Source organism: Vibrio sp. Isolate22 (assembly GCF_022398115.1).
In the GTDB taxonomy this organism is placed as follows: Bacteria; Pseudomonadota; Gammaproteobacteria; order Enterobacterales; family Vibrionaceae; genus Vibrio.
On the sequence record NZ_JAKEUW010000087.1, the window covers coordinates 1 to 12,756 of the forward strand.

Below are 12,756 nucleotides of genomic sequence, written 5' to 3' on the forward strand. Positions count from 1 at the left end.
GGCTAGTTCTTGCTCTCGTTGACTAGTACTGGTGTCTTTCTTCGAGTTCTTTCGCCACCCGTAGATTTGAGATTCATGTAAAGAAAGCTGTCTTGCTGTCGCAGCTACTCCCACTTTATCTGCTAACTTCAGGGCTTCTGCTTTAAATTCAGGGGAATGTTTAATTCTAGTTTTCTTAGTTGTCATTGTTCACCTCGTTAGTGATTGTACTCACTTAACTCAGTGTCCAAAACTGCTGGGGCGGATCACCCTTCAACTAATACAACTCTAGGCAGGCGTTGTTTCAACACCTTACCTTTGGTCGCTTTGGTTTTATCGGTACAAGTATTCGCAGAAGAGACCGAACTTGTCGATGAGCCTGTACTCAATGAAGAACAAAAAGACGAATCCCCTTTCACGACGTTAACTAAGTTGGGGTTTATATACTCTCAGAACACCAGTTCATCCTTGTCTATCAATTCCGGGATATCCGTAGGCTACAAAAAGGAAAATTGGGGACAACGGGTGCAGTTCGATACTTATTACACGGATGCTGAAAATGATGAAGATGGAACGAATCGCTATACCACTAACTATGGGATTAGCTATGACTTGAATGACGTCACCTATTTAGTTGCCACGACACGTTTTGAGCACGACCACTATGGCACCTATCGTAAGCAGTTCATTACCGCTACTGGGCTTGGTCGTCATTTCTACGATACAGAGAGAATCAAGCTTCAAGCATCCGCGGGTCCGGGTTATCGGATCAGTAAACGCCAATCTTCTGATGAAGAGTTTCCAAACAAAGAGAACTACGAACTTATTACTAATGCCAGTATCGATGGCTCCTTAACGCTCACTGAAACGTTCTCTATGGGTGCTACGGCTAACATGGCCTATGGTGAAGAAAACACGAACTACAACCTTAAAGGCTATCTAAAGAACATTCTGATGGGTAACTTAGCGCTCACCTTCGATACCGAATACATCTATAACACCACTGTTGCCTCAGACCAAAGCAATAGTGAGATCTATAGTTCAATGAATCTAAACTACGATTTCTAACCATACTGTTTGCTCTGCTCCCTAACCTCGAAACACCGGATAACAAAAGGCCCTCATAGTGAGGGCCTTAAAGTATCAAAAAGCTAATAACTTCTATCTCTGATATACCATTACGCTGTTTTTGACCTCAAACGTGCTAGCACATCCACCTGCTTTAAGTTTGCCATCCCAACATACGCGACAGGTACCAAAAACAGTGAGAAGAAAGTTCCGACCGTTAAGCCACCCACCAATACTAAACCGATGTTGATACGACCGAGAGAACCAGGCCCATCGGCCAAGGCTAACGGTAACGAGCCTAGGATCATCGTCAGCGAAGTCATTAAGATAGGACGCAATCTTGAACGTGCACTGCTGATCGCGGCTTCTTTTGCACTGGCGCCTGATTTACGTTTCTCATTGGCGAATTCCACCAATAGGATACCGTGTTTCGTCACGAGACCCACCAGCGTCAGTAAACCGATCTTTGAGTAGATGTTGAGGCTTTGACCAAACACCGATAATGTCAAAATCGCACCAACAATACACAGAGGAACGGTCAGCAATATGATCATCGGGTCGACAAAGCTTTCAAACTGCGCTGCCAAGATCAAGAAGATGAAAACCAACGCCAGTACGAATAGCACCTGCGCACCTGCTGTAGAATCCACAAGATCTTTAACAATACCGTTGAATTCGTAGCTCTGTGCTGGTTTCAATAGACTTGGCACCGTGTCGTCGATATATGCTTTTACATCACTTGCGGTATATCCCGGCATAAGATCAGCGGTAATTTCAGCGCTGTCTTGTCCCATGAAAGTCTTAAAGTTCGATTCCGATGTTACTTGCTTGATGAAAACAAACTGAGATAGAGGAAGCCTTTGTCCCGATTGTGAATCCACATACAATTTATCCAAAACTTTGAAATCACCAAGATCCTTCAGATTCACTTGTACTTGGATTGGGTATGTATAGCCATCATCCGCTTGTAAATCGGCTGCTTTCACTGAACCCAAGAAAGTCGACAGCGCGTTGGTTACATTACCGTAGTCCACACCAGACAGCACAATGGCATTGCGGTCAATCGATAAGTCATAACGCAGCTGGTCGCGTAGCATTGAGTTTTTAACGTTAGTGACACCCACATAATCCTCAAGAGCCTCTACCACTTTGCTCGCTGTTTCAGACAAAGCGCCGGTATCACGATTCACAGTTGTAAGCTCAAGAATCATGTTGGTCGCAATATTCAAGTTATCCGCTGAGCGAACCTTGAAAGACATACCATAAGCCGAAACTGAGCTTTGCGCTTTGGCAATAAAGTCATTCACTAATTCATCTGCAGACTGGTCACGCTCTCCCCATGGTTTTAGTAGAACATGATTGGTCGGTGTGCCTTCAATGTAAGACAGGTTCGCTTCAACTGAATCATCGCCTTTAAATACACTGTTTAACTGTTCATTGTTATCAAGGTGATATTGACGACCAACACCCGTTGGTGGTGTTGAGGTAACCTCTACAAAACCGGTATCTTCTGTTGGCAACAGAACTTGAGGCATCTTCCAAACGGCCAATGCAGACAACGCAATTAGCATTAAAGCGATACCGCTCATTAGTGCTTTACGATCAAACCACTTACCGAGCTCTTTCGTGTATCTGTCAGACAACACATTGAGCTTCGCATCAACTTTTTGATACCACTTTGCAGGCGTCGAGACAGGCTTCATTAAGTAAGCACTCATCATCGGTGATAGCGTTAACGCGACAAACCCTGAAATGATCACAGCAGCTGCAAGTGTGAAAGCAAATTGCCTGAACAGATCGGCAGTCAGGCCTGCCATCAAGCCGATTGGCAAATAAACAACGGCCAAAGTCAATGTCATCGCAATTACTGGGAAGACGATCTCTCGACACCCTTTGATAGCAGCGTTGAACGGAGTTTCGCCCTCTTCGATATGACGATAACAGTTTTCCGCAACAACAATCGCATCATCAACCACCAAGCCAATCGCCAGAATGATCGCCAAGATTGTCAGAACATTGATACTAAACCCGAGTAAATGCATCACCGCAAATACACCAATCACACACACAGGAATGGTAATGATCGGAATAGAAGCAACGCGTACAGAGCCAAGGAAAAGAACAACAACGGCGGAAACAAGGACAATAGCCTCCACCAAAGTCATAAAGCCTTCATCGATAGCCGCTTTGATAAAGTCAGCTTGGTTATAAACCATTTTCATCTCGATGCCTTCAGGCAATTGAGGCTGAATTAGGTCGATTTGCTTTTTAACTTTATTAGCAACCGTTACTGGGTTTTCGCTTTTAAGAGGCAAGACCTGAATCGACATCGCTAAGTTGTCGTCAACACGAAGAATACTTGGCGTTAGGCTTTCTTCTCCCATTTTGACTTCAGCGATATCGCCAATACGAATGATCTTTCCATTATCGACACGTACCACTAAGTCTCGGACATCATCAACGCTGGTCACTTGATTAACCGGGTTAATAGAGAAATCTCGAACCTGACCTTTGATCGTACCCGCGGTAAATGTCGCATTGTAAGAGCTGAGCGTACCAACCACATCAGAAGCACTCATGTTGAGCGCCATCATGCGATCAGGTTGAAGCCATACCCTCACCGCTTTTTGGCTACCACCGTATGGTCCCCAAATACCACCTACACCTTGAATATGTTTAAACTGAGGTACAACTTGTTGGCTAATGTAGTCGTACATATCTTGTTTAGACATTTTGCCAGTGTTCACAAACGTGATGATATTACTTGGCATACTGGTGTCTGATGAGTCATCGGTAACCGTTGGTTTATCGGTCATGCTCGGCGGGAAATCGCCAATGGCTTCAACACTACTGCGAAGATTGTTCATCAGGCTTGTGTATTCAACGTCATCAACATCATCTTCGAAGATGATTTTTAAATTACAGGTGCCTTCCTGACAGTCCGTAGTCATAGTCTTTACGCTATCAAGACCTGTAGCAGCAGTAATTAATTTGTCCGCAACATTGCGCGACATAAATTCTGCACTTGCACCATTAATCGCAGCCGTTACTGTTGCTGAAGGTGTTTTATGTTCAGGGAAATATTGAATCGATAGCTTCTGAAATGACAACATGCCAAGTAGTACGATGGCGATGCTCAACACTGAAGCAAAAACAGGATGCTTAATACAAATCTCAGGAAGCTTCATTCGTGCTCTCCTTCGTTATCGCTTCCTTGCTGTTTGATTGACCGTTTTGCTCAGCAGTCACCTTAGTGTTGCTGGCTGCACTTGGCTCTTCTTCTGAATCTTTTGAGCCGTCAGTCCAATCAACCGTCGGCTCTACAGGGTATTGTTCATCAGGTAGTGTCTCAGTGGTTTGTTCAACCGGTTCAGTTACCTTTTGAGGCATCAACTCTACTGTTTTTTGCTCGACATTCGGGTTCATAACCTTAACCAAAGAGGCTTTCTTTAGGTTTTGCTGGCCCGTAACTACTACGTTATCACCTAGCTGTAACCCTTTTTCGACAATGACATATCCATCATTAGTATTTACACCGAGCTCAACGATTCGTTGTTCAATGTTGTTTCCATTGACGACCCAAACAAAACGCTCTGCATCTTTGGCTTGAACCGCATTTTGAGAAACGACCATTTTCGTTGAGTCTTCACTGGTCATTTGGCTAACCTTGGCAAACATGCCCGGAACCAAGCGATGCTCTGGATTGGTCACGTGCGCGTGAACCTCTACTCGACCTGAGCTTTCATCAACTGCTGGAGCAATGTAGTCTACGACGCCAGAGAAAGCCTCATCAATGAATGCATCAACTTGGATCGATACATTCTGTCCTAACTTTGCATTACCTAGATCCGATTGCCCAATTGAATACTGAACTTCAACTGGATCAAGCTTGATCAAACTAACCAAGGCCGTTGAACTATCAATTTTGCTACCTACTGAGTGATTGAAGTTCGTTAGCTGACCATCAAAAGGCGCTACCAATAGATAGTCATTCATTAGTGCCTCTTTCTGACGGAAGTCAGCGGCCGCAAGATTCGCTTGTTCTTTTAGCTCTTCAACATCTTGCTGAGACATTGAATCCGGTTGCTTTTTCAGTAGCTCTTGTACTCGCTTTAATTTCGATTTTGCTAGCGCTAACGAGCTTCTAGCTTTATCTAAATCGGCTTTAGCTTTGGTGTTATCTAGTTGAGCAATCAGCTCACCTTTCTTAACCGAATCTCCATCTTTGAAATGGATTTCAAGAATTTTATCGGAAGCGCTAAAGGTCAATGCAGCAGAATCTGTTGCTCTAATTTTGCCAACTTCGTTGATTGAAGAAGTGAATGCTTGTTTGTGAGCCTTTTCAATGGTCACTGGAATCAGGGGCGAATCTTCGGCAAATGAGGGAGTGATATGTAAGGCAAACAGAGCCAAACAGATTGTTTTACTAAGCTTTGTAAATTTCATTTTTAATAACCATAACCGTCAAATTCATCTGAATTAAACGTTTTTCTAAGCAGCTATTTTTTACTTAATGAGCTTCCAGCTATTTAAATAATGCTAAAACAGCTAATAATGAGAATTGGGCTCAACTCACTGTCGAGCCCAGCAATGTTTATATGATTCCTAAAGTTTTCGTTCTAAACTCCAAAGTAAAAGTTAAAAACGATGTTGATATTGAACACCAAGTAAAACAGCGTCAGCGCTCACATCTGCAGTTATATTGGAACTCGTTCCTGGAATCGTCGTCAGGCTTTCGTCAATATTTTGTGATTCTCCGATAATAAAACCGATACCTACATCCACAGAGTTGTCTTCAGTGAAGTGGTATGTTCCGCCAACAGTCACCCAGTGGCGGTTTACATCAGGTATCGATAAAGAGGTTAACTCGTCGGTTGGAGAGATGTCGTACATGTAACCCGCTCGTAGCACGACATCTTTCGACATTGTGTAAGTACCCCCCACCGATACATGCCCCGCATCCTTCCATTGATACTCTTTAATTGAGTCGTCATAAGAGTCTGAAGTCAGTGAATCAAACTCAGACCAATTCACCCATTGCAGGCTGTAATGGAATGCCCATTGCTCGTTAAGTTGATGCCAACCAGAAAACTCCAAAGTAACTGGCAGAGGCACATTCATCTTATCGGCAGGAACTCTACCTTTCGTAATATCCCCTTCAACTTCGATATCCGGGCTATATCGATAAGTAATACCAAACCTGTTGTTTTCATTAACTTGGTAAGTAGCACCAACATTAGCACCCAATCCAAAGCCATCAGCATCAACGTCTAGCAGGTTTTTTCTATGAATTTCGCCTTCCCCGTAGATGACATCTAGCCCTGCACCTAAATTGATTTTTTCGGACAACTCATAAGCAACCGCAAAACCTACGTTAATACTCGATAGCGCTGTTTTCCCACCAAACTCGTCCGCTTTGAAAGACTCATCAAACTCAACATCGGTACCGAAGTTAGAATGCACAGTGGCACCTAAGGTAAATTTAGAGCCTTGAATAGGATGAACATAATGAAGGTTTGGAACCAATGTTCCCGCGTCGAGCGATTGATCATCGAGTGCTTCTGTATTGCCTATCATCGGCGTGTAACTCACATTAGAAACATCGATACCACTATCGATATAAACGGCACCCACAGACAGCATAGGTTGTTCGATATATGCCATTGCAGCGCTGTTTTTGGCAACAATCGCGGCACTGTCGGCCATTACAGCGTCACCAGCAAACGCGCGACCTAAACCCGTTGCAGACTGCGCGTTAAGTTGGAATCCAGCCGCGTTGGTCAAGCAAGGAACTAGAGCGGCTGCAGTGCCCAATAAAAGTTTATTCTTCATTTTGAGGCACCTCTGTTTCGATATGATCTTCGTTATTAATGACGACGACTGCGCCGTCACTCATTACCATTGAAGCAACGGCAACTTGCTGTGTGTCTACAGCTTCACGCACGTCAGACATATTTTCGCCTGGCGTTCCTGGTAAGCCGCTCTCGTCCATCGGCCCCTCGTAAGGGAACAAATAGGTTCCATGTCCGCCGGTGGTTGTTCTTACCGCTCCACGTTTTTGTTCCATATTTTCTGATGTGCCTGTTATTGGGTCTAAGCCCAGCGCAGCAATCAGAGGCTCAGTTCCTGTTCGAATATTATCCGGGGCTTTATTTGGAATGACGCTATCCGGAACGTAATCAACTCCTACATCGCAGGTTTCGCCACAGTCTCCAACCGCTGCTAACAAAAGAGTTGGTTGCTGCGCTGTGACTTGGCGTGAGATGAAACTCGCCGGGTCCGCACTATCAATTGTTGTTTGAACACCCTGCTTAAGGTCGGTGACCACTAAGTTGAAAATGTCATCTTCTAACTGGCTCACAAATAGTGCGTTGTCCGTAGACTGTGCAACAAACTCGCGTAGCGCCTCGATACACTCTTGATTCGTTGCTTCCGCAGTACAGATATCGGGTATGACTGTTTCAGCGATACTGCGCTGAACATCTGGGGATTTCTTAACCCCTTCAGACATCTCTGGACCTAAAGTTTGAGAAGACAAAACCAGATTGGTAAGCCCTTGCCCTGGAACAACAAAGTTCACCGTGTTGAATGCAAAGTCTGAATTACCGCCCAAATCGCGAGTTGGTTGACTAAATTCACTCACCATCACCGACATAATTCCCCCCAAGGATTGTCCAATTAAGTGGACGTCATCTTTTTTAACCCACGCTTCTTTACTCAACGCATAGCGAAGACCAAGAAAGTCTGATACCGACTGCTGGAGGTTAGAACGAAGCGCTAAAGGAGAATCAATATTGATAAAGAATGCTTTGTCTGCTCTAGCACTAATCTCTACTCCAGTCTCTGGCCCCTCACCGTCTGGATCGGTATTGTCATAGCGCATTCGTTCCCCGTGATATGGCATATCAATCGCAACCACGGCATAGCCTTTCTTTGTATACTCGGCAGCCATCAATGAAGCTGTGCCACGCTCCGCGGTTACACCGTGGATGAATATCGCAGTAGGGAAACCGATTTGTGTATCTTTCGGCCTAGGTGTATCAGCGTAATTAGGAAGATAGATATCAGCAGTTATATCGAGGAATTCGACAACTTCTGGCTCCGGCATCTCGGCTGTTGGGAAACCACCCTCTTGATTAGTAATCCATTCATATAGAGGTGGACAGTTTTCTTTGGGATCAAACTCATCAACAAGACACTCTGATTCTCGAGCCTGAGTAAAAGGTAAATACGACGGTATTCTTAACTTCTTAGAATATTGATTGTAATCGCCATTAAACTCTCGAACCGTTTCATAACCATCTAAAAATCTGGTATTAAACTTTACGTGATTATCCCTCATCGCATCTAGCGACGAATAAGAGCTCTGAGTTTTAAATTGAGCGGCGTATACTGGAACGCCCTTCTCTGGATAAAGCGCATAATATGAACCAATAGCATTTAGAACCTGCTCTTGAATATTTGCTTCTTTGTCGCTTTGTAGCGGAACACCTGAATATATCAACTCATCAAAACTTGAGTCTGCTTTCAATGGTTCATCGAATTCTGTTTTTACACCATCGGTAACAACAATCGAATAAGTCGTCCCTGCTTTTAACCCAGATTCACATTGAATTTTAATATTCGAACCATCAGCGGATATTTGGGTACCAACTTCCTCACCTGTTTCTCCATCAATTAATACAACATTCCCCGCTAAAGTTTCATTATTCAATGGAAAACGCTTATCAGAATTAATGCTTTGCAGAGGAATTAAAATAGGCTCTGCACAAACTCCCCAGCCATCTAGGGCAGCGTATGAGTTATTATAATCCTGATAATAGGCATCATTCGTCGATGACATGGCGGCTGCAGGCTCACCTACACCGGTAATAGTTCCGTCGTCGTCGTACCCATATCCATCGTTCGGTTTTGGTAGTTCATTAATGTTGTAAGGTACTAATACTGAAACAGGCTCTTGAGTCGAGTCTTCAGACTGACAGCCGAGTAAGGCAAGTGTAATTAGTCCACATAAAAGTGGCTTATTGAATTCTTTCAAAACAGCTCCTTCGTAGCTTTAGCATTAAACTGGTGCGGTCATGCGATTTATCATTATTAGAGTTGCCATTTGAGTCAGAGATAGACTCGATTTGTTGCAGAGAGCAGGCAACACGAAGTTGGAATGACACATTGATAGAACTACGTAAGAAATTTGAGCACTTAACCCACACCCACTAAATCAGCGTCACATTCTAATGATCCAATAGCTGCTAACACCAAGCACCTTAAACCACATTAAACAACCTCAAAAAGGTATATAAGGAAATCTAATCCAGGAGATAAGATCATAAAATTCAGTAATTTAAACCTCAAAGCCAACAAATTCAGCAAGTTTATATTTGTAACGGTATTTGTTATATTTAGGTTAGAACGCTTATAACAATGAGAACCCAAATGTCTGCTAAATTTATTATCAATGATGATATACAGGTCAATTTAGAAGAGAGTGAAATCCATCACTTTAAGACAGGACGTACATACCCGATTGGTTCTAATGAATCAGAGCTCCTTAAATTTTTCATCTCAAAACCTAACGAGGTGATCACACGACAAGTCCTGATTGAACAAGTTTGGGTGTCTAAAGGTATTTACGTTGAAGATGGAAGCCTGATGCAAACCATCTCAATCTGTAGGAAAGCACTAGAAGATAAGAGTGGAATGATCATTGTCACTGAACGTGGCAAAGGATATCGATTTGCTGGTCAAGTAACGCAAGATAAAGAAGGTGCACTTCGTAAGATTCAAGCGCAAGCAAAGCAAGATTCGCAACAATCATTAGAGACGACTCCGCAAGAAGAAGCAGCTCAAGAAACCACAACTCCTGCGATAAAGAGCAGTAACATGCTGACATTGATTGGGGTATTTATTGTGGTTGCCTTGTTATCCCACTATCTATTTTCTTACTTAGATAGAAATACCTTAGCTGAAAGCCTAACAGGGGAACACTTTATCTCTTGTAAAATAGAAACGGACGAGTTCACATTTAAAGAACTCTATAACGTAACGCTTTACGAATATAAGGGACGCAAGATCATCATAGATAATTCAGGAAAATCTTTGAGTTTCCCTAGCGAATTTAAAGGAGTTACTTGTGAATAAAGATAAGCAGATATTCGTTATAGTCGCGCTATTGGGTATTTTAGTCGGCTGGCTGACAACGTTAATTCCTCAAACGCACCTCAAAGGACATTATTTAGCCAACACGGCATCGGTAGTCAATCCGCCCGATAAAATTATTTACAATCAGGCTTCGGTTAATATCGAGTTTAAAAAGAATAATAGTTACGAGCTGCTTTATGTTTCTACTAAAGAAGCGGGCTTTACTTCATCAGGTACGTACACCGTTACTCAACATGATATTTCGTTAGACGAGACTCAACACGAGCAGATCATGCCTAATAGAGAACTCACGTTTTACGAAAAGGTGATGATCAGTGAAGGTTCTGTGCTCTCATCGGATGCTATGACTTATATTCCATTAAACGATGAAGAACTCTTGCTTGTAACTCAGCGTGGCATGATACATTTCTGCAAGAAAGTAATGTGTGCAGATCTGCCAGCCTATTCTAATTCGGAGCCTGAGTTGAACATCAATTAGATATCATCACTCTCTAACTAAACAATTCTTGTAGCCCCCTCCTATTACTGACGTTGAGTTTTCTTCAATCAACTCGACGTCAGTACATCAAAATACTCATTTACGGTGCCAAAAACACACCTTTCTAATCAATTACCTAGCACAACTTGTAAATCCAAACACTTTATAAACTCCAACCGCCATATGCAACCACACCACACAAAAGTGATCCAAGTTATATTCTAGCGAACGATAAAACTCGTTTATTAACATCTAAACAACAGTAGTTATTCATGATTTACAACCAGAATTAACATCAAAAAAAATGTTTGTCTTAGATCATATCAACCTCAACTATGCCTCGTGCCACAGTGCAGTTTTCTGTACATTCATTGTCATATTCTGAAACAGTTTCTTATATTTTTTAAACTTTGTGGAGATTTCTATGTTAGAACTCTTAATCGGATTAGTGATTACTATCGCTGTAGGTTACTTTATTGTAAAAGGCTATAAAGCAGCCGGTGTTTTGTTAACTGCTGGCCTTGCTCTTCTTCTTATTACTGGCCTTATTGGTCACACAGTCTTACCAGCTAAGATCGCTTCAACAGGTAACATGGTTACCGACTCATTAGAATTCGTTAAGTACATGCTTCAATACCGTGGCGGCGGCCTAGGTATGCAGATCATGCTTCTATGTGGTTTCGCTTCTTACATGACTCACATTGGCGCAAACAATGTTGTAGTGAAACAGTTTTCTAAACCACTATCTGTTATCAAATCTCCATACGCACTCCTTGTTGCTGCGTACATCGTGGCATGTCTAATGTCTCTAGCAGTGAGCTCTGCGACTGGCCTTGGCGTGTTGTTGATGGCTACCCTATTCCCAATGATGACTGCGATGGGTATTTCTCGTCCTGCAGCGGTTGCAGTATGTGCGTCACCAGCAGCAATCATTCTTTCTCCAACATCAGGTGACGTAGTTATCGCTGCAGAAAAATCAGGGTTAGACCTTGATGTATTTGCGGTTCAAACAGTACTGCCAGTGTCAATCTGCGCAATCATCGTAATGGCAGCAGCAGCTTTCTTCTGGAACAAATACCTAGATAAGAAAGAGAACACGCCAATGGAAAAAGTTGATGTTTCTGAGATTGAAACAACAGCGCCTGCTTTCTATGCGGCTCTTCCTTTCCTACCTATCATCGGTGTTTTCCTATTTAACGGCCGTACCATTCCAGGTCTTAAGTTAGACATCTACACCATTGTAGTTGGCTCAATTTTCGTTGGTGCACTTGTTGATTACGTTGTGAAGAAATTCGACGGTGAAAAGACGCTAGAAGATCTAGATTCTTGTTACCAAGGTATGGCGGACGCATTTAAAGGCGTTGTAATGCTGTTAGTTGCGGCTGGTGTATTTGCTCAAGGTCTAATGTCTATCGGCGCAATCGACAACCTAATCGGTCTTGCTGAAGCAGCAGGTGCTGGCGGCATCGCACTAATGCTTATCCTCACAGGTCTAACGGTTGCTGCGGCCATTGCGACAGGTTCAGGTAACGCACCTTTCTATGCATTCGTTGAGCTTGCGCCTTCACTGGCTGCGAAGATGGGCCTAAACCCAGCTTTCCTTATTATCCCGATGCTTCAAGCATCAAACCTAGGTCGTACGATCTCTCCAGTATCTGGCGTAGTGGTAGCAACTTCAGGCATGGGTAAAATCAGCCCATTTGAAGTAGTAAAACGTACATCTGTACCAGTCATCTGCGGCCTTATCACTGTTATCTTCGGTACACTTGTTCTAGTACCAATGGCTGCTTAAGTCTTTAATAGTTATACAGATATATAATGCCCAAGTAAATTACCACCTTCTAAAGAAGGTGGCTTTGTGTGAGCCCCCTAAAAGGGGGCCTTTGTTTAGTCCAACGCCAGTTGCTGCTGCTCCACGCGCTCTTTTTTCTCTTGATGTCTTACATAGCGTCGAATGATTTCTTCATTAACCCCTACGCTATCGACAAAATAGCCCCTTTGCCAAAAGTGGTTACCCCAGAGTTTGTTTCTCCTTAAATATGGAAATTTACTAAAGAGTTTTAAAGCTATTT

At 43.0% G+C, this 12,756-nt stretch carries 10 protein-coding genes; 4 read left to right on the plus strand and 6 right to left on the minus strand.

The window, feature by feature from the left end; genetic code table 11:
• A partial coding sequence (locus L1D55_RS25515; protein WP_239917338.1) for a transposase occupies window positions 1–186 on the minus strand: 186 nt, incomplete at its 3' end.
• Window positions 187–306: 120 nt separating this feature from the next.
• Here L1D55_RS25515 and L1D55_RS25520 point away from each other — a divergent pair.
• A complete protein-coding gene (locus L1D55_RS25520; RefSeq protein WP_239919336.1) occupies window positions 307–1,047 on the plus strand; it encodes a DUF481 domain-containing protein in 741 nt (246 codons plus the stop codon).
• A gap of 110 nt (window positions 1,048–1,157) precedes the next feature.
• Here L1D55_RS25520 and L1D55_RS25525 read toward each other — a convergent pair whose 3' ends face one another.
• The 4 genes from L1D55_RS25525 to L1D55_RS25540 all read right to left on the minus strand — a co-directional run bounded on the left by L1D55_RS25525 (window position 1,158) and on the right by L1D55_RS25540 (window position 9,085).
• Window positions 1,158–4,235, minus strand: coding sequence for an efflux RND transporter permease subunit (locus L1D55_RS25525; protein WP_239919331.1), 3,078 nt, complete (start codon window positions 4,233–4,235; stop codon window positions 1,158–1,160).
• On the minus strand, window positions 4,222–5,493 hold the full coding sequence (locus L1D55_RS25530; RefSeq protein ID WP_239919332.1) for an efflux RND transporter periplasmic adaptor subunit: 1,272 nt from the start codon (window positions 5,491–5,493) through the stop codon (window positions 4,222–4,224). Before L1D55_RS25530 ends, L1D55_RS25525 begins: the two co-directional genes overlap by 14 nt.
• A 192-nt stretch (window positions 5,494–5,685) precedes the next feature.
• Entirely contained in the window at window positions 5,686–6,879 is a 1,194-nt protein-coding gene (locus tag L1D55_RS25535) for an outer membrane protein transport protein (RefSeq protein ID WP_239919333.1), read from the minus strand.
• Window positions 6,869–9,085, minus strand: a complete 2,217-nt coding sequence (locus L1D55_RS25540) for a lipase (RefSeq protein WP_239919334.1) — start codon at window positions 9,083–9,085, stop codon at window positions 6,869–6,871. The genes L1D55_RS25535 and L1D55_RS25540 overlap by 11 nt, the downstream gene beginning before the upstream one ends.
• A 395-nt stretch (window positions 9,086–9,480) precedes the next feature.
• On the opposite strand from L1D55_RS25540, the gene L1D55_RS25545 reads away from it, so the two are divergent.
• From L1D55_RS25545 to dcuC, 3 genes are all read left to right on the plus strand, one after another.
• Complete coding sequence (locus L1D55_RS25545; protein WP_239919335.1) at window positions 9,481–10,185, plus strand: winged helix-turn-helix domain-containing protein; 705 nt, start codon at window positions 9,481–9,483, stop codon at window positions 10,183–10,185.
• Window positions 10,178–10,684 carry a hypothetical protein gene (locus L1D55_RS25550; RefSeq protein WP_128164492.1) on the plus strand — a complete coding sequence of 169 codons (507 nt, stop codon included), beginning with the start codon at window positions 10,178–10,180 and terminating at the stop codon, window positions 10,682–10,684. Before L1D55_RS25545 ends, L1D55_RS25550 begins: the two co-directional genes overlap by 8 nt.
• Before the next feature lie 424 nt (window positions 10,685–11,108).
• Complete coding sequence (gene dcuC, locus L1D55_RS25555) at window positions 11,109–12,476, plus strand: anaerobic C4-dicarboxylate transporter DcuC (RefSeq protein ID WP_128164494.1); 1,368 nt, start codon at window positions 11,109–11,111, stop codon at window positions 12,474–12,476.
• Window positions 12,477–12,571: 95 nt separating this feature from the next.
• Here dcuC and L1D55_RS25560 read toward each other — a convergent pair.
• Window positions 12,572–12,756, minus strand: a 185-nt coding sequence (locus L1D55_RS25560; protein ID WP_239918929.1) for a transposase, incomplete at its 5' end; no start/stop codon positions are given.

Excerpts from the sequence above, each read along its gene's own strand:
- L1D55_RS25530 (WP_239919332.1), bottom strand. The coding sequence starts at position 5,493 with ATGAAATTTACAAAGCTTAGTAAAACAATCTGTTTGGCTCTGTTTGCC.
- dcuC (WP_128164494.1), top strand. The coding sequence starts at position 11,109 with ATGTTAGAACTCTTAATCGGATTAGTGATTACTATCGCTGTAGGTTAC.
- L1D55_RS25545 (WP_239919335.1), top strand. The coding sequence starts at position 9,481 with ATGTCTGCTAAATTTATTATCAATGATGATATACAGGTCAATTTAGAA.
- L1D55_RS25525 (WP_239919331.1), bottom strand. The coding sequence starts at position 4,235 with ATGAAGCTTCCTGAGATTTGTATTAAGCATCCTGTTTTTGCTTCAGTG.
- L1D55_RS25535 (WP_239919333.1), bottom strand. The coding sequence starts at position 6,879 with ATGAAGAATAAACTTTTATTGGGCACTGCAGCCGCTCTAGTTCCTTGC.